At 61.0% G+C, this 18497-nt stretch carries 14 protein-coding genes; 11 read left to right on the top strand and 3 right to left on the bottom strand.

Annotation, left to right across the window (positions count from 1 at the left end; translation table 11 throughout):
• Positions 1–196: 196 nt before the first annotated feature.
• The 3 genes from NKI61_RS06940 (at position 197) to NKI61_RS06930 (ending at position 4376) form a co-directional block, all read left to right on the top strand.
• Positions 197–2911: an ABC transporter transmembrane domain-containing protein gene (locus NKI61_RS06940; RefSeq protein WP_352839071.1), complete on the top strand. Its 2715-nt coding sequence runs from the start codon at positions 197–199 to the stop codon at positions 2909–2911.
• Positions 2912–2945: 34 nt separating this feature from the next.
• Positions 2946–3413, top strand: a complete 468-nt coding sequence (locus NKI61_RS06935; protein WP_023672144.1) for a cyclic nucleotide-binding domain-containing protein — start codon at positions 2946–2948, stop codon at positions 3411–3413.
• 111 nt (positions 3414–3524) lie between these two features.
• Positions 3525–4376: an MBL fold metallo-hydrolase gene (locus NKI61_RS06930; RefSeq protein WP_023687624.1), complete on the top strand. Its 852-nt coding sequence runs from the start codon at positions 3525–3527 to the stop codon at positions 4374–4376.
• A 1-nt stretch (position 4377) separates the two neighbouring features.
• On the opposite strand, the gene NKI61_RS06925 is transcribed toward NKI61_RS06930, so the two are convergent.
• Together NKI61_RS06925 and NKI61_RS06920 are read right to left on the bottom strand one after the other, a co-directional pair.
• Positions 4378–5136: a polysaccharide deacetylase family protein gene (locus tag NKI61_RS06925; RefSeq protein ID WP_352839070.1), complete on the bottom strand. Its 759-nt coding sequence runs from the start codon at positions 5134–5136 to the stop codon at positions 4378–4380.
• Positions 5133–6221 (bottom strand): glycosyltransferase family 4 protein, encoded by a 1089-nt coding sequence (locus NKI61_RS06920; RefSeq protein ID WP_023685074.1) that lies wholly within the window; start codon positions 6219–6221, stop codon positions 5133–5135. The genes NKI61_RS06925 and NKI61_RS06920 overlap by 4 nt, the downstream gene beginning before the upstream one ends.
• Positions 6222–6295: 74 nt before the next feature.
• Here NKI61_RS06920 and NKI61_RS06915 point away from each other — a divergent pair, with 74 nt between their 5' ends.
• From NKI61_RS06915 to NKI61_RS06885, 7 genes are all read left to right on the top strand, one after another.
• The gene (locus NKI61_RS06915; protein ID WP_031196755.1) at positions 6296–7474 is read left to right on the top strand and encodes a DUF3095 domain-containing protein; all 1179 of its coding nucleotides are present in this window, start codon (positions 6296–6298) and stop codon (positions 7472–7474) included.
• A gap of 303 nt (positions 7475–7777) precedes the next feature.
• The gene (locus NKI61_RS06910; protein ID WP_023726703.1) at positions 7778–9118 is read left to right on the top strand and encodes an adenylate/guanylate cyclase domain-containing protein; all 1341 of its coding nucleotides are present in this window, start codon (positions 7778–7780) and stop codon (positions 9116–9118) included.
• A 151-nt stretch (positions 9119–9269) separates the two neighbouring features.
• Positions 9270–11165, top strand: coding sequence for an ABC transporter ATP-binding protein (locus NKI61_RS06905; RefSeq protein WP_023706796.1), 1896 nt, complete (start codon positions 9270–9272; stop codon positions 11163–11165).
• Positions 11162–13060, top strand: a complete 1899-nt coding sequence (locus tag NKI61_RS06900; protein WP_023672137.1) for an ABC transporter substrate-binding protein — start codon at positions 11162–11164, stop codon at positions 13058–13060. The genes NKI61_RS06905 and NKI61_RS06900 overlap by 4 nt, the downstream gene beginning before the upstream one ends.
• A 2-nt stretch (positions 13061–13062) precedes the next feature.
• Positions 13063–14061, top strand: a complete 999-nt coding sequence (locus NKI61_RS06895; protein ID WP_352839069.1) for an ABC transporter permease — start codon at positions 13063–13065, stop codon at positions 14059–14061.
• Positions 14058–15239, top strand: coding sequence for an ABC transporter permease (locus NKI61_RS06890; protein ID WP_031198424.1), 1182 nt, complete (start codon positions 14058–14060; stop codon positions 15237–15239). The genes NKI61_RS06895 and NKI61_RS06890 overlap by 4 nt, the downstream gene beginning before the upstream one ends.
• Before the next feature lie 147 nt (positions 15240–15386).
• Positions 15387–15866, top strand: a complete 480-nt coding sequence (locus NKI61_RS06885) for a class I SAM-dependent methyltransferase (RefSeq protein WP_023672134.1) — start codon at positions 15387–15389, stop codon at positions 15864–15866.
• 15 nt (positions 15867–15881) lie between these two features.
• Here NKI61_RS06885 and NKI61_RS06880 read toward each other — a convergent pair whose 3' ends face one another.
• Positions 15882–17297, bottom strand: coding sequence for an adenylate/guanylate cyclase domain-containing protein (locus tag NKI61_RS06880; protein WP_023685078.1), 1416 nt, complete (start codon positions 17295–17297; stop codon positions 15882–15884).
• Positions 17298–17597: 300 nt separating this feature from the next.
• Here NKI61_RS06880 and NKI61_RS06875 point away from each other — a divergent pair, with 300 nt between their 5' ends.
• On the top strand, positions 17598–18419 hold the full coding sequence (locus NKI61_RS06875) for a hypothetical protein (protein WP_023706798.1): 822 nt from the start codon (positions 17598–17600) through the stop codon (positions 18417–18419).
• The last annotated feature ends 78 nt before the right edge of the window (positions 18420–18497 follow it).

Here is an 18497-nt window from a genome sequence, read left to right as displayed (position 1 = left end):
TGCGGACGCGACTGTGCCGCAAGCCGTTTCGCCATTGCCCGGAGGAGGCCGATTGAATTTGTCCGGACCATCGGCGCCCATCCGCCTGGCGCGCAGCTGCCGCTTTGAGCTCGTCGTTGGCGGCGAAGACATGGCCGATACACCATTTGCCAGCAGGTGCCTTTACATTCCGCATCCTTCAAACTGACAATCGCATATGGAAACCAGCCTAGCCCGCTATATCTGGACGCACACCAGGAAGCAGCAGCTCTGGATATTGATGATCGTCGTGCTTTCGATGGTCCCGTATTTCATGTCGTTCGACCTGCCGAAGCTGATCGTCAACGGCCCGATCCAGGGCAAGGGGTTCGAGCAACCGGGCGCGACCCTGCCATTCATGCGGTTGCACTATAACCTGCCGTTCATCGGCGAGGTCCAGTTCTTCTCCGGTTTTCAACTGGACCGCACCTCGACCCTGCTTGCGCTCAGCCTTGTGTTCCTCTTGCTGGTCGTCATCAACGGCTTGTTCAAGCTCTACATCAACACTTACAAGGGCCGGCTCGGCGAACGCATGCTGCGGCGTATTCGTTTCGATCTGGTCGATCGTGTGCTGCGGTTTCCGCCGATTTACTTCAAGCGGGTGAAATCCGCCGAAGTGGCGACCATGGTGAAGGACGAGGTGGAGCCGCTGGGCGGCTTCATTGGCGATGCCTTCCTGCAGCCGGTGCTGCTCGGCGGCCAGGCGCTGACGGCCATGCTGTTCATCATGGTCCAGAACGTCTGGCTCGGAATGATAGCGGTCGTGATCGTGGCGATCCAGATCGTGCTTATCCCGCGAATGCGGCGGCGGCTGCTCGTGCTCGGGCGCCAGCGGCAGTTGACGGCGCGCGCGCTTTCAGGCCGGGTTGGCGAAATCGTCGACGGCATCGGCGCGGTTCACGTCCACGATACGTCGAACTACGAGCGCGCCGACATAGCAGCCCGGCTCGGGCTCATCTTCAAAATCCGCTTCGATCTTTACCAATGGAAATTCATGGTAAAGTTCCTCAACAATTTTCTCGCGCAGCTCACGCCCTTTCTGTTTTACATGATCGGTGGCTATCTGGTCATCCAGGGGCGGTTGGATGTCGGCCAGCTCGTGGCCGTGATCGGCGCTTACAAGGACTTGCCCGGACCGATGAAGGAACTGATCGACTGGGATCAGGACCGGCAGGATGTCCAGGTCAAATATCAGCAGGTCGTCGAACAGTTCACCGTCGAGAATATCATCGCGCCGGAAATCGGAGCACTGACGGTCGACGATCCCGATCCGATGACCAAGCCGCTGTCGGCGGTCAGCCTGTCGATAGCAGACGATGGCGGCGCAATGCTCCTCAATCGCATCTCGCTCGAGGTCAAGCCGGGTGAGACGGTGGCGCTGGTCAGCACCGCAACAGGGGGAGCGGAGGCGCTTGCGGAAGCCTTTGCGCGGCTGACCTGGCCGGACAGCGGAAGGATCGTTTCGGGCTCCGATGACTTGCTCGATCTCCCCGAAGCCGTGACCGGCCGGCGCATGTCCTACGCTTCGTCGGATGTTTTCCTGTTCCAGGCAAGCCTGCGCGACAATTTGCTCTACGGGTTGAAGCATGCGCCGCTGACATCGGTGACATATGACGGCGCCGCGGCGGACCAGCACCGTTGGAATATCGACGAGGCGCGCCGGTCGGGCAATCCGGATCTCGATATCCGCAGCGATTGGATCAACTATGCCTCCGCCGGCGCCACCGGCCCGCACGACCTCTTCGAAGCCGTGCGCCGGGTGCTCGACGCGGTTCTTCTGTCGCGCGACATTCTGGATCTAGGCTTGCGCTCTTCGGCCGACCTCAAGCGCCACACGAAGCTTGCCGGGCGGATCGTCGAATTGCGTGCGGCGCTGCGAACCCGGTTGGAGGAAGAAGGCCTGAGCGCGCTGGTGGTTCCTTTTGAACCGGGCGCCTACAACAAGGAAGCGACGATCGGCCAGAACCTGCTCTTCGGCGCTGCGGCCGGCCCCGAACTGGCTCACAAGGCACTGGCGTCCAATCCCTATTTTGCTTCCGTGCTGAAGCAAGCCGGCCTCGACCGCACGCTCTACGAAATGGGCATGGAGATCGCCGAACAGGCGATCGAGCTGTTTGCCGACCTGCCGCCCGAACACCAGTTCTTCCAGCAGCTCGCCTTCATGAGCGCCGAGGAGATACCCGCCTACGAAACCTTGCTGCAACGGCTCAAGAATCGCCCCTACGATGCGGTTTCGGAGAACGACCGCGCCATGATGGTCACGTTGAGCTTTGCCTATATCGAGCCCCGGCATCGCTTCGGCCTCTTGACCGACGAGCTGATGAGCAAGATCATCGCTGCACGCAACCAGTTCTATGAAAACCTGCCGGCCGAGCTGGAGAAAGCTGTCGAACGGTTTGACCCTGCCAAATACATCGCCGCGGCCACCGTCATGGACAACGTCCTGTTCGGGCGTGTCGGCAACAACCATCCCGACGCGCCGGACCGCATTCGCTCCATCGTCTATGATATTCTTGACGAACTGGGGCTTTATGCCGAGCTTCTGGATGTCGGCCTGGACTTCAACGTCGGCGCCGCCGGCAGGCGGCTGACCGGCGGACAGCGACAGAAGCTCGATGTTGCCCGCGCCTTGCTCAAGCGTCCCGATTTCCTCATTCTCAATCGGCCGCTGTCGGCGCTCGACCAGCGCGTGCAGGACAAGGTGCTGCGGAATGTGCTCGACGAAGCCAGACGCGACGGCCATTCGCCGGCAATTGTGTGGGTGGTGACGAATCCGGCAATGGCGACGATGTTCGACCGGGTTGTGGTCTTTGACTCAGGCCAATTGGTGGAAGACGGAACACACGAGACACTCTTGGCGGGAAACGGTATCTTCAAGGAACTTGTGTCATAGTCTGGCAAACGCGAATTCAGGAAGGTTTGCGACAATGCTGCTCAAGGATGAAGTTGGAATGCTGCAACGCGTTCCCTTGTTCTCTGGCATCGAGCCGACAAAACTCAAGCTGCTCGCGTTCACGTCCGATCGCGTGAACTACAGTGCCGGCCAGATTCTTTTCCGGCAGGGCGACGAGGCAGACGCCGCCTATGTCATCCTTTCTGGCAGCGCGGATATTCTGGTCGATTCCGACAATGGGCCGATCAAAGTTGCCGAATTGCTGCCAAATTCGATCGTTGGCGAGATTGCCATATTGTGCAACAGCTCCCGTACTGCCACCGTCAAAGCGGCAAGTGAGCTGGAGGCCTTGAGAATCCGCAAGGACCATTTCCTGAGGCTTATGAAGGAGTTTCCCGAAATGACCATCGAGATATTGCGGGTTCTTGCCGATAGGCTAAGCAGTACGACCGCGGACCTGATCGACGCACGAACGGCCGAGAGCGATTCACAGTTGCACTGAAGCGGCGAGCCGCTCTGTTTCTTTGTTTGGATGCAGTTTCCGGAACCGTGTCACACCTTTCCTGGAACGACTCTGGCAGCAGTTGGTTGGCTACGATGGGCGAAAGGGTGCATGGACGACGATTTCTTCCTTGTCAGGTTTTGGGGCGTGCGCGGCAGCATTGCGGTGTCGGGGCCAGAATTTGCTCGCTATGGCGGCAACACGATCTGCATCGAGATGCAATGCGGCAATCATACGCTTCTGTTCGACGCGGGCTCCGGCCTGCGGCCTGCCGGCAGGACGCTTCGAGCGTCGGGCGTCACCGATTTCGACCTGTTTTTTACCCATTGCCATTACGATCACATCATCGGGCTGCCGGCTTTCAAGCCTATTTATGAACGAGGCATCAAAGTTACGCTTTGGTCCGGGCATCTCGCTGGACGCATGACGACGCGGCAGATGGTCGATGAATTCATTCGGCCGCCATGGTTTCCGGTGACACTCGGTGTCTGCAAGGCGAGCCTCGACTGCCGCGATTTCGCATCCGGAGACCTGCTTCGGCCACGCGAAGGAGTTGTTGTACGAACCGGTAGTCTTACCCATCCGGGCGGCTGCATCGGCTACCGGGTCGAATGGGGGGGCCGCGTCGTGGCGGTCATCACAGACACCGAGCACGAGCCGGGCAAACTCGACCAGGCGGTGCTCGGCCTGATCAGAGATGCCGACCTCGTCATTTACGACTGCACCTACACCGAGGAGGAAATGGAGCGCTACCGCGGCAACGGGCACTCGACATGGCAACAGGGCGTCAAGCTCTGCGAGGCGGCCGGCGCGCGCGGGCTTGCGCTGTTTCACCACGATCCGGCACGCACCGATGATGAGCTGGACGAGATGGAGAAACTGGCCAAGGACAGGTTTGCCGGCGCTTTTGCGGCGCGGGATGGCCAGACGCTCACATTTCCAGTCTTGCACAAAAAGCGCTGAGCTATTTTCCGGCGCTGCGTTCGGTCAATGTGCTGATCGGAAGCCATGCGCAGGCTTCGGTCCGCGCGGTGATCGTGAACAGCCGTTCGAGGAAAAGCCATGCCGATTCATCATGGACGAGATGGTGGGTGAGCAGGCCGACCGGTTCGCCGCCGTCGAATGCACGCTGCAATTGCGCGACGATGGCCTGAACCAACAGACCATGATCGCGGCAGCCGCGCGTGCCATGCCAATCCATGATGTCGACATTGCTGTTGATGACCGCCAAGGAAGCCGGCCTTGGCGGCCCGAACACCGACAATGCCGCAAATCCTATCGATCCGAGGTCGGGTACCAGGCCGGCGTCGATCCGGTTCCAGGGCGGCACCAGCATCGGAACCGCACGTGCGCCGTGCAGGCCGGTTACACGCGACAGCCCGCCGGCCAGCTCATCCAGCACCACCTCGCGTGGCCGATGCGCGCCGAGCTCCTGCTTTTTTTGACCCTCGGGCGCATGATTTCGGTGCGCCCAGCCATGAATGGCGACCGTGGCATGCGGCGCGGCCTCAAGCCGGACGACAAGCTTCCCGTCGGTCTGGGCCGGAATGACGGCCAGAGTGACCGGAACCGCGAAGTCACCGGTGAGGTCGAGCAACCGATCGAGCGCCGGCGTAGGATCCACGGCGTCATCGTCGCGCAGCCAGAACTCTGCCTTGCGGCCCCACCGTTGCCGATGCGCCAGCTCGTCCACCAGAGGCTGCCAAATCGGGTCGGACGTCATGACAACGGGATCATCTTGAGAAGTTCCGCCAGACGGGCCTTTGCAGCACCGAGAGAGCGTTCTTCGAGAACGAAACGTCTGGCCTCTGCAGCCATGATGGTTCTTTCGTCATTATTGGCCAGAAGCCTTGCGATGGCCGAAGCGAACGCCCCCACATCGCCCGGCGGGGTGAGAAACCCGGTCTGGCCATGCCGCACGACCTCCGGCACGCCGGCAATGTCCTGAGCCACCACCGGAAGGCCGGCGGCCTGTGCTTCAAGATAGGCAATGCCATAGGCCTCGCCGTAACCCGGCCAGACGTAGATTCCCCCGCGATAAAGGACATCCGGCACGGCGGCAGGCTCGATGGCGCCAAGCCATTCGATACGGTCGGCGGGCAAGCCGGCGAATTGCGCCTTTACCTCGTCACGGGCAGGTCCGTCCCCGACGACCGATAGCGTCCAGGGGAGATGGCCGATCAACCCGAGCGCCTGCGCCAGCATGCGATAGCTCAAGACCTTGTCGCCCGGGCGCATCATGGCGACGGTCACGAGGCGCGTCGGATAATCCAGTACCGGCATTTCGTGGAATGCCGATGTGTCGATGAAGGGTGAAAGCATACCGAGAGCGGCGTGGGGGACAGCATCCGCCAGCCCCTGGCGATCCCTTTGCGTGAAGCAGATGTTCAGCGCCGCCTGTTCGATGGCTCGCGCGACCAATGCTTGGCTATCGGCCCACGAACCGGCGTTGCGCCGTTCGGAATAGGAGGCTTCGGCCGTCACATAGGGGACGGCAAAGGCCAACGCCAGCTCGGGCCCGATCAGGTCGGGCGCCTTGTAGTAGGGATGATAGGAGAACCAGAGATCGGGCTTGCCGTCACGGTCCCAAAGCCTTGTCAGTCGCGCGGCTTCGTCCCGGGCCTCGATCATGAGCGCATCGAAACTTTTCGGTTCCGGCTGGCGTAGATAGAAGCGCAACTCCGATGCCAGTTCGACGCTATGCCCGCCATGCTGCAGCGCCTGGACCAGCATCCGTGCCATCTGGCGGTCGCCGGAGACAACGGGATGATTGGGCGACTTCAGCGGGGCGTAGAAGGCAATTCGCATCGCGCGATCCTATCATCGCAAAGCCTGCCCAAGTCAATTTCGAGGCATGATCGACTTCACCTTCAAGCGCTGGAATGTGCTATCTGATGCTTATGGAAACAGCTGTCGCGTCCGACCCGTTCGTCGCTTCTTTGCCGGTCTTCGCAAAGTTCGAAAGCGTTGCCGATATCGACAACTATCGGCCTCTCCCCGATGGCTGGGCGCTGGCCACCGCCGACATCGTCGGCTCGACCAAGGCGATCGAAGCCGGGCGCTACAAAACCGTCAATATGGCCGGCGCCAGCGTCATTTCGGCGCTGCTCAATGCACTGGGCCGGCAAGATCTTCCCTTCGTCTTCGGCGGCGACGGCGCGCTCGTGGCGTTTCCCGGCTCGGCGCTGGAGATCGCCCGTAACGCGCTGGCTTCTGTCCAGAGATGGGTGGCGGACGAACTGGACCTGACCTTGCGTGCCGCAATCGTGCCGATAAAGGACATAAGAGCGCAAGGCCTCGACGTTCGCGTGGCGAGGTTCCAGGCCTCCGAAGCAGCCTTCTATGCCATGTTCGCCGGCGGCGGCGGCAGTTGGGCGGAAGCCGAAATGAAAGCCGGGCGCTACCGCGTCGACCCCGCCCCGGCCGGCGCGCGGCCGGATCTGACCGGCCTCTCCTGCCGCTGGAACCCGATCGAAGCCCGGCATGGCGAAATTGTCTCGATCATAGCCGTGCCCGGGGCATCGCGCGACTTGCGTGGTTTCCAGTTTCTGGCTTCCGACATCATCGCCCTTGCCGGCAGGCAGGAGCGCGATGGCCACCCGGTGCCGGTGGACGGTCCGGCCTATAGTCTCTTGCCCGCCGGTCTCGATGTCGAGGCACGGGCCACGGCGCCGCCGGGGCGGCGGTGGCTGGCCAAGCTGTGGGTGATCTTCCTGATGACGCTTACGGCCGTCACCGACAAATTGGGCTGGACGATCGGCGGTTTCGACCCGAAGGTCTACAAGCGCGAGGTGGCCAGCAATTCGGATTTCCGCAAGTTCGACGACGGCTTGAAGATGACCATCGACGTCGACGCGGATGTGTTGCAGCGGATCGAGAACCGGCTGAAACAAGCGGAAGAGGCCGGCATCTGCAACTATGGCCTGCACCGCCAGAAGTCGGCCTTGATGACATGCCTCGTCATCTCGCCGCTGCAGCGCGATCATGTTCACTTCATCGATGGCGCCGCCGGCGGCTATGCAATGGCTGCCGCAAGCCTGAAGGCGAAGGCGCCGGTCTGATGACGGCTTGGGGAATCGATTTTCCGCAATGCGCCGCGGCCATGGTTCTTGGGACCCGGCGAGCCCGACGGTGCCTGAGCCGACCAATTATTTGCGCGATGTCAGGATCGGGATTGCACTTCGCCGGCAGCCTCGCCACATAGTGTTGCAGGTGATTTGTGCGGTCGACGTCTGCTTGCTTCCTGCAAGGACAGTCATTCGGGATATTCTTCGCCGGCTTCTGCCCCCGAAGCCGGCTTCATTGACTTCGAGAATTTTGCGGATCAAAGGAGATGGCTCGTCTTCGACGGGTTTCGAGATAGCATGAGCACAGCGCAAACAGAAATTTCCAACATTCTCATGGATAAGGTTGCCGATTGGCTGACCCAATCGGCGCTGGCGGGCGACGACCTGGAAACATTGGTCAAGGGTTTTTGTGAACGGCTGGCTGCTGCCGGCCTGCCGCTGAAGCGGGTGCATTTGAGCTTTTCGATGCTGCATCCGCTTTATGACGCGCTCGGTTTCACCTGGATTCGCGGCCAAGGCCTGGAAGTGGAAGGCTTCCGGAGTGAGAACGGCGTCCATTCCGACAGATTCCTGACCAGCCCATACTACCATCTGCTCAGCAACAAGCTCGACCATCTGCGGCGCCGGCTCGACCCGTCGGTGCGGTCGGAGTTTCCTGTTTTCGATGAGCTCAGGCTTATGGGCGTCACCGATTACATGGCTTTCGTCCATCCCTTCAACGGCGATACAAGTCAGGGCATGTTGGGGTCCTGGTCCACCGACAGTGCTTCAGGCTTCAGCGACAGCATGATTTCGGCGCTGCTGCGGATCCAGAACCATCTCGCTATAGCAAGCAAGATGGCGGTGCTCACCAAGCTCGCCGACAACATGATGACCACGTATCTCGGCGGTGACGCCGGCAGGCGCGTGCTGGACGGCCAGATCAAGCGCGGCGAGGGCGACACAATCCGGGCCGCGCTGGTGATGGGCGATATGCGCGGGTCGACAAGGCTCGCCGAAACCTCCGGCCGCGAAGTCTATATCGATACGCTGAACCAGTTTTTCGATGCCATCGCAGCACCTTTCAATCGCAAAGGCGGGCAGATCATGAGTTTCCTGGGGGATGGATTCATTGCCGTCTACCCCTGCGAAAGGCACCGGGCGCAGTCAGAGATCGCCTGCCAGGCTGCTCTTGCGGCTGCGCACAAGGCCAGCATGCGCATGATGGAGCTCAATCTGCGCAGAAAAGAGCAAGGACTGGGCGACATAAAATTTGGTATCGGCCTTCATGTCGGCAATGTGATGTTCGGCAATGTCGGGCTTACCGACCGACTCACATTCTCCGTCTTCGGCTCGGCTGTAAACGAGGTCCAGCGTCTCCAGACCCTGACTAAGAAATATCCGCACAGCGTTCTCGCCAGCAAGGACTTCGCCGGCTATTGCGGGGCCAACAGCTGGCTGACGCTCGGCGAGGAGGAACTGGCGGGCAGCAAGCAGAAGCTGACGGTGCTTTCACCCGATCTGTCGGGTGCTCTCGCACTCGATGAAGACGCTGCGCTGCAGCCGTTTCACGATCGGATATCGGACGCCGAGCAGGTCATGCTGCTTCATCGCGATGCCGCGCGGCTGTCGGCGGGCGACCGGAGGAAGCTCCAGTAGTCACCACCATCCGATCTGGACGCCCTGGTATGCTGTCCGGCCGCCGGTCGCCGGGGAATTCGTTTCGAATCCAAGTTGCTCTGCGCTGACAATGCGCTAGTCTTGCTTTTTGGGGCCGGTCGGGAGGCGCCAGATTGGGGCTGGTGTGGGAATGGATGCAGGCGTTGATCTGCTGCGGATCGAGGATGTTGGCATCTCTTTTGCCATTGTCGGGGGACCGTTGCATGCCGTCAGGCGGGCAAATCTTCGCGTCCTGCCCGGCAAGGTCACCGCACTTGTCGGTGAGTCCGGTTCCGGAAAATCGGTTCTCAGCCAGGCCGTGATGGGCATCTTGCCGAACACGGCCCATGTTCGCGGCCGTATCCTGTTTTCCGATCCCAAAAAGCCCGGCACGACGCAGGATATCCTGCAGATGCCGCGAGACGGACCCGAAATCCGGGCGTTGAGAGGCAGCCGCATCGGCAAGATCTTTCAGGAGCCGATGACATCGCTGTCGCCGCTGCACACGATCGGCAACCAGGTCAGCGAATCCCTGCAGATTCATACGTGCATGGATCGGACGGAGCGCAAGGCACGGACCGAGGAAATGCTCGGGCTCGTCGGGTTTCCCAATCCCAAGCGCGCCTACGACATGTATCCGTTCGAACTTTCGGGAGGATTGCGGCAACGCGCCATGATCGCCATGGCGCTTATCTGCCGGCCCGCTCTGTTGATCGCCGATGAGCCGACGACGGCGTTGGACGTCACCATCCAGGCGCAAATCCTGCAATTGCTTCGTGGGCTCCAGACCAAGCTCAACATGGCAATGCTGCTGATCACGCACGACCTCGGCGTGGTCGCCAATGTCGCCGACGAGGTGGTCGTCATGTACCATGGCGAGATCATGGAAGCGGGCCCTGTGGAGGCAATATTCCGCCGGCCAGGCCACCCTTACCTGAAGGGCCTGATGGCAGCCGTTCCGCATTTCGACCTGAAGCCTGGCGAAAGACTGAAGGCGCTCCGCGAGGTGCCGGTGAATGTCGGGACCCTGCTGGGCAAGCAGACGGCGCCGGAAGCGAAAGGGCCGGACGACATTCTGCTGTCGGTCAGGGATCTGAAAAAGGTCTACACCATCCGCAACTCCGGATGGTTCAGCGGGAGCCATCAGACCTCTGTTCGCGCCGTGGACGGCGTCAGCTTCGACATCAGGCGAGGTGAGTGCCTGGGCCTGGTTGGCGAAAGCGGTTGCGGCAAAACCACCGTCAGCAAGATCCTGATGCGGGCCGTCACCCCTACCGGTGGCTCCGTGATCTTCAACGGCCGCGACGGACCGATCGACGTCCTGGAAGCCGAGGGAGACGCCCTGCGCTTGCTGCGGGCGAAACTCCAGATGGTTTTCCAGGATCCGGTCTCGTCGCTTTCGCCTCGCATGACCGTGGAAAACATCTTGAGCGAGCCGCTGGAAATCCATCAACGTGGCAATGCCGCGTCCCGGCTAGCCACAGTCAAGAGCCTGATGCAGGCAATCGGGCTCGATCCGCGCTTCATCCAGCGTTATCCCCACAGCTTCTCCGGCGGGCAGCGTCAGCGTATCGGCATTGCGCGCGCCTTGGCGCTGGGGCCTGAACTGCTGATCTGCGACGAGCCGGTTTCGGCGCTCGATGTCTCCGTGCAGGCGCAGATCCTGAACCTTCTGAAGGACCTGCAGAAGGAACTGGGCCTGACCTACCTGTTCATATCCCACAATCTGGCGGTGGTGGACTACATGGCGGACCGCATCGCGGTGATGTGCGGCGGGCGTATCGTCGAGCTTGCGCCGCGCGAAATTCTGCTCAGGAAACCGATCCACCCCTACACGCGCTCACTGCTCGCCGCAGTCCCCTTCCCCGATCTCGACCGGCCGATGGATTTCAAGACGCTGAAGCTCGGCGGCGCTTCCGACACCAGCGCATGGGGCCCGCAATTCCGCGACGAGGGCGAAGAGGATATGCTGTCGCCGCTCGATCTCGGCGGCGGCCATCTCGTGCTGGCCCGACGTTCGGCCGATGTCAGCGAGTTACGCCATTGATCAGCCGCCGCACTGTCCTTGGTCTCATGGCTTCGGCATTTCTGCCGGGCACGGCGCGCGCCGGCGATCTGGAGCCGGATTTTCTTCAGCCGCAGCTGAAAGCCAGGGCTCTGCCGCCACTCGCGGAGCGCCTGCCCAAAAGCCCGCGCGCGTTGAACCTCGCGGCGATGGGCCGGCAGCCCGGCCAGTATGGCGGCACGCTGCGTACGATCATCGGCAGCCAGAAAGATATCCGGATGATGACGATCTACGGGTATTCCCGGCTGGTCGGCTATGACGAAAAGCTTAACTTTCAGGCCGACATTCTCGAAAGTTTCGACGTAAAGGATGATCGCGTCTTCACGTTCAAGATTCGTGAAGGCCATAAATGGTCAGACGGCAGTCTGCTGACGCCGGAGGATTTTCGTTATTGCTGGGAAGATGTCTGGCTGAACGATGAGCTTTCGCAAGGGGGGCTCGCCCCTGCCCTGCTGGCGGACGGCAAGCCGCCACGTTTCGAGATCGTCGATCCGTTGACGGTGCGCTACAGTTGGGACGCGCCCAATCCCGACTTCCTGCCCAAACTTGCCGCTGCTTCGCCGACACCGCTTGTTTTGCCAGCCGCCTATCTCAAGCAGTTCCACAAGAAATATCAGGATCCATTCCGGCTCGCCGGCCTGATGAAGGAGAACCGGACCGCAAAATGGACGCTGCTGCACATCCGCATGTCGCGGCAGTATCGCCCGGAGAACCCGGATCTGCCGACACTCGACCCCTGGCAGAACCGGACCAAGCCGCCGGCCGAGCAGTTCATCTTCGAGCGCAACCCGTTCTTTCATCGAACAGACGAGAACGGCCGGCAACTGCCCTATGTCGACCGGATCATCATGAATGTCAGCTCGTCGGCGATCATCTCCGCCAAGACCGGTGCGGGCGAGAGCGACCTGCAATGCATGGGAATCGACTTCAGCGATTACTCCTTCCTGAAGGACGCGGAGAAGCGCTACCCGGTGAAGATGCATCTGTGGAAACGCACACAGGGTTCGCGGCTGGCGCTCATGCCCAATCTGAATTGTGCCGACCCGGTGTGGCGCGGCCTTTTGCGTGACGTGCGCGTGCGCCGCGCCCTTTCGCTCGCTGTGGACCGGCGCGAGATCAACATGGCCGTCTTCTACGGATTGGCGCAGGAAAGCGCCGATACGGTCTTGCCGGAGAGCCCGCTCTACCGGCCGGAATTCGCGAAAGCCTGGGTCGCCCACGATCCCGACCAGGCCAATGCACTGCTTGACGAGGTCGGGCTTCAGGCCCGTGACGATGACGGCCTGCGGCTACTTCCCGATGGACGCCCGGCGCAGATCATCGTGGAAACGGCCGGCGAAAGCACGCTGGAAACCGATGCGCTCGAACTCATCACCGATCACTGGCGCAAGATCGGCATCGCTTTGTTCATCCGTACTTCGCAGCGCGACATCTTCCGCAGCCGTGCGCTTGGCGGCCAGATCCTGATGTCGATGTCGTCGGGCATCGACAATGGCGTGCCGACCGCCGACATGAATCCATACCAGCTGGCCCCCACCATCGACGACCAGCTGCAATGGCCGCTCTGGGGCGCTTACTATCTGTCGCATGGCAAGATGGGTGAGGCGCCCGATGTTCCTGAAGTGGTCGAGTTGATGGCTTTGCTCAAGCGCTGGAACGGATCGACCGAATCCAGCGAGCGCGCCGAAATCTGGAACTCGATGCTGTCGATCTACACCGATCAGGTGTTCTCCATCGGTACGGTGAACGAAACACTTCAGCCGATTCTGGTATCCTCGCGGCTGCGCAACCTGCCTGACAAAGCACTCTACGGCTACGACCCGACCTCCTATTTCGGTGTCTATTTGCTGGACACATTCTGGCTTGGAGGCTCCTGAGCGTGCTTCGATATCTTGTCTGGCGCATCGCCGTGATGGTTCCAACGCTGCTGGTCATATCGGCGCTGGTGTTCACCATCATCGAACTTCCACCGGGCGATTATTTCGACAGCTATGTCGCTGAGCTTCGGGCCCAGGGCGAAGCGGTGGATTCCGACCGCATCCAGATGATGCGCAAGGAATATGGTTTCGACCAGCCGCCGGTCATTCGCTACTTCTACTGGGTGGGCGGGATGCTGCACGGCGATTTCGGCTATTCCTTCGAATATGAGCTGCCGGTTCGCGACGTCGTCGGCGACCGAATGTGGCTGACCGTGCTGGTTTCCTTCGTCACGATCATCTTCACCTGGCTCATCGCCTTTCCGATCGGCATGTACTCCGCCACGCATCAATACAGCTGGGGCGACTACGGCCTGACTTTCTTCGGCCTTCTCGGCCTTGCCATTCCGAATTTCATGCTGGCGCTGATCCTGATGTATTTCGCCAACATCTGGTTCGGCACGTCCATCGGCCACCTCATGGACCAGCAATATCTCGGCGAGCCGATGGGCTGGGCCAAGGCGAAGTCGATCCTCGCTCATCTCTGGATCCCGGTCCTGATCATCGGCACCGGCGGCACGGCGAGCATGATCCGGCGGCTGCGCGCCAATCTGCTCGACGAACTGCACAAGCAATATGTCGTTACGGCGCGCGCCAAGGGCCTGCATCCGTTCAACGCGCTGGTCAAATATCCGCTGCGCATGGCGCTCAATTTCTTCATTTCCGACATCGGCTCGATCCTGCCGGCCATCATCTCCGGCGCTGAGATCACGGCTATCGTTTTGTCTTTGGAAACGACCGGGCCGATGCTGATCAAGGCGCTGCAAAGCCAGGATATGTATCTGGCAGGGTCATTCCTGATGTTCCTTGCCTTCCTGACGGTTATCGGCGTGCTGATTTCCGACCTGGCGCTGGCGCTGCTTGATCCACGAATTCGTTTGCAGGGTGGCAGCACCAAATGAAGCAGGACTCGCCGCTGCCCGCTCCGGGTGCTCCACTGCAACACTACATTTCCGGCGCGCCCTTCGACCTGCAGTCGGTCGAGGCGATGACGCCGGAGCAATCGAAGGTCTTTCAGGCATCGCAGTTGCGGCTGATGTGGTGGAAATTCCGCAAACACCGGCTTGCGCTTATATCCGGCATATTCCTGGCAGTGCTGTATTCCGGGATACTGATCTGCGAGTTCCTGGCGCCCTACAATCTGCACTCGCGCAACATGGACTACATCTATGCGCCGCCGCAGCACGTGCACCTGTTCCACAATGGCGAGTTCGTCGGGCCGTTCGTCTATGGCCGCCAGATGACGCTGGATATGGACACGCTCAAGCGGAACTACATCGAGAACCACGACGATGTTCAGCGGCTCCGTTTCTTCTGCAAGGGCGACACTTATCGGTTCTGGGGCCTGATCGAAGGTGACAGGCATTTTGTCTGTCCTGCCGAAAACGGGCAGCTGTTTCTGGCCGGCACCGACAGGCTGGGGCGCGACGTGCTCTCGCGCATGATCTATGGCGCACGCATTTCACTGACTATCGGCCTCGTCGGCATCAGTTTCAGCTTCCTGCTCGGCATCGTCATCGGCGGACTGGCCGGCTATCACGGCGGTATCTTCGACCTGATCGTCCAACGGATAATCGAAGTCCTGCAATCGATTCCCAGCATTCCGCTATGGCTGGCCCTGGCGGCGATCATGCCGATAACCTGGAGTCCGATCCTGATCTATTTCGGCATCACCGTCATCCTCGGGCTGCTCGACTGGACCGGACTGGCGCGCGCCGTGCGTTCAAAGCTTCTGGCCTTGCGCGAGGAGGATTACGTTCTGGCGGCGCAGTTGATGGGCGCCGGAAGCAGCCGCATCATCAGGCGGCATCTCATTCCCGGCTTCATGTCGCATCTGATCGCGACGGCGACGCTCTCCATCCCTGGCATGATCCTGGGCGAAACGGCGCTGAGCTTCCTCGGGCTCGGCCTGAGGGCGCCGATAACCAGCTGGGGCATCCTGCTCACCGAGGCGCGCAGCGTCAGCGTGATCGCGTTCTATCCATGGCTGCTTTTGCCGATGCTGCCGGTCATCCTCGTTATCATGGCGTTCAACTTCCTCGGCGACGGCTTGCGGGACGCCGCAGACCCCTACAAGTGATATCGCTGTTCCACCGCGCGGCCTGCCGAACACTCCACCCGGTATGACGCTTGTCGGCGGCCGGTTGCGTTATTGCAGGGTTCGTCGTTCGCCTTTATATGCAGCAAGCCTCGATCGGGGCTGCTGGTTCAGGACACACAATCGCATATGAGTCGCCTCGATAATTTCATCAGCAGGATGACCGCGCAGCGCGACATTCTCAATCGAATCTGCCCCGAGGTGGCGAAGATGGAGGGGCTTGTGCTTGAGCTCGGCCTCGGCAATGGCCGGACATTCCACCATCTGCGCGAGCTTCTGCCCGGGCGCCGGATCGTGGTGTTCGACCGCGAAGTTGGCGCGCACACTAGCTCAATTCCCGAAGCTGAAAACCTCGTGCTCGGCGAAATACGCGAGACGGGCCGCAAGTTCATTGGCATCGAAGCCGCCCTTGTTCATGCCGACATCGGCACCGGCTATGACGATCGCGATGCAGTGACCGCTACCTGGCTTCCCGATCTGATTGCGAGCCTGCTTCGCGTCGGCGGCTTCGCGGTCAGTGGCACGCCGCTCGATCACCCGCTGCTGCAACACCTCCCGGCGCCCACTTCGGAGCCCGCCGACCGTTATTTCCTCTGCAAGCGCGTGTAAGCGGCAGAGAACTCTTCAGGGGATCGTATAAACCGCAATCTCCCGCTCGATGCCGCGCAGCGAGACCTCGTGCGGCACGGGCGTCAGCGCGTTCCTGTGCAACAGATCGGCGGTGAGATTATCGTCGACCACCGCACGCGTGGCGAAGATCGCCTGTGCGTTGGCGAGGTTCTGGACCCGCGAAGCAATGTTGACCGTCTGGCCGAAATAATCCTGCCGCTCGTTCATGGACACGGCTATGCAGGGGCCGGCATGAACACCGATCTTGAGCAGAAGGTCCTCGCGCCCGCTTTTGTCATTGAGCGCCCGCATGGCGTCGCGCATCCGCAGCGCCGCGGCAATCGCACGGTCAGGCGTCGCGAAGGTCGCCATCACCGCATCGCCGATCGTCTTCACAACCGCGCCTGCCTCCGCCGCGACGATCTCGTGCAGAACCTGGAAATGCTCGCGCACGAGATCGAAGGCTGAAAGATCGCCCACCCGCTCGTAAAGCTCGGTCGATCCGCGCAGATCGGTGAACAGGAAGGTCAGGCTGGTGATCTTCAGGCGCTGGTTGATGTCGAGCGTATCCGTGCGATAGAGATCCCGGAACGTCTGGTTGGTGAGCAGGCGCTTGGCGGTCACGAAGGGCCGGCGCTTGCCCAGGAAATCATGCAATACCGGGCAGGCGATGAAGACCGTCGGCAGCACGCGCGTGTCGGTCCTGTTTTCCAGCGAAATGCGCAATGGGCCGGGCTGCATCTCCAGCGTCTGGCTCTGGACATGGTCGCGGTCGAAGGCCAGAGAGAGGTTTCGCCGCTCTTTTGCCGGTTCGCCCTTCGCGTCGATGAACTGGGCCGAATGTGTGACCGGCTCGAAGACGATGATAAATTGGGGCGGAAGCTGGATGTGCAGAACCGCCTTTTCACCGGGCGCAAGCTCGATATCTTCCAGCGAGAACGCTTCCATCTTTTCCGCCAGATCCTCGTCCGGCAGATCGGCCCCGGACGCCCAGTAGATCTGGCGGTAATATTCCACCAACGGCAGTTCGTGTGGATTGTGGGCGGCAATCCTGCGCACACGGGGACTGACGGTGAATGTCACCTCGACCATCTCGTCGAGTGTCGGCGAATAGCCCTGGGAGCACAGCGCGCAGGTGTATTCGTCCTTCTGCATGGTTTTCAGCGTGGCGTTGGTGTCGAGCACGCCGCCACAGCCGGGGCACAGAACATTCCAGGAAATGTCGAAGATGCCCACCCGCGCCGCATGGAGAAAGGCGCTTATGGTGCGTTCCTCGTCGAGGCCATGCTTGCTGGCGAAGGCCAGCGCATTGATGCGGCAAAGTTCGCGGTCCTTGCCCTCGGCGATGGTTTGCCGGATTGCGTCGATTGCCTGCGGATCGACATCGGTCGATTGCCGCAGAAGCGAGAACAGATCCTGAGCTTCGGTCATCGTGCAGGCTCCGGAAATTGCGCCGTTAGGGCATGATGCCGAAAAGTGTGAAGCGGTTTTCGGACGACATCATGCTCTATTTCCTGATTTAGAGGCGGATTCAGATTTCAGGTCGGACAGACCTGAAATCATCCGGCTCTAGGCGTGTTGGCCGGACCGATCTTCGACCCGAACGCTCCATCATACTGCGAAATGGACCGTACGGCCATTCGAATGGACAAGCCTGGTGACAGGTCAATTTCCATTTGTTGAATTCCAAACTATGATAGCCCATGGGGCATTCATCTCTGGGGTTTCTCCATGCCGACACGCGACAACCCGCCATTTCCGGCGGCCCTGCGCCTTTTCTCGGCGGGGGTCATCATCGTCCTGATCGTCGGGGCCGGCCTGTTTTTCGCGCCTGCGCTGGTCAAGCCGCGCTGGCCCTGGGCCGTCACGCCGTTCAATGCCCGCTTCCTCGGCGGCTTCTACACCGCCGAAATGGCAGTGATGGCGGCGCTGCTGGTCTGGAATCGCTGGTCGCCCGGCAGGCTCGTGCTGGTCATGGCCTTCATCTTCACCGTCATCGTGTCGGCGGCTTCGTTCATCAATCTCGGTTATTTCAACTTCGAGCGCAAAGCCCCCTGGCTCTGGTTTCTGGTCTATCTTGCGTCAGCCGCGGTATCCGGGCTGTTCCTGTGGCGGGCAAGGGCCCGCCCTTCTGCAAAAGGCGTGATCTTGAACCCCGCATGGCGCGCCTACCTACCGGTGGAAATGACGATCCTCGGGGCCTACGGCGTCGGCCTGTTGCTGTTTCCCCTGACATTCGGTGGCTTCTGGCCATGGCCGATCGATGCCTTCCACGCCCAGGTCTACAGCGCCATCTTCCTCGCGGGTGCAGGCGGCACCTATCTCGTCTGGAGAAGTGCGCCGCGTGAGGAATTGCTGGTGCTCGGCCTGGCGCAGTTTCTGGTTGGCCTGCTTGCCGTCCTTGGCCTCGTCATCACCGACGCCGCCGTGCACCGGATCGACTGGACGGCGGCCGGGACATTGTGCTGGCTCGCCCTTTTCGGCTGGATCGGCGTCAGCGGTATCCTCAAACTCTACGCCGCCCCCCGGCATTTTGCCGCGCAATCGGCATAGGTCGCAGAGACGGCTGGATTTTCAGGTGACGTCCGGTGCATCGTGCCGGGCATATTGCCTCTGTCCTTTGTTCTGACG

It is taken from the genome of Mesorhizobium sp. M0514 (assembly GCF_040321145.1).
Taxonomy (GTDB): domain Bacteria; phylum Pseudomonadota; class Alphaproteobacteria; order Rhizobiales; family Rhizobiaceae; genus Mesorhizobium.
Note: the sequence above shows the minus strand (reverse complement) of the source record. Positions and strands in the feature narration are given on the sequence as shown.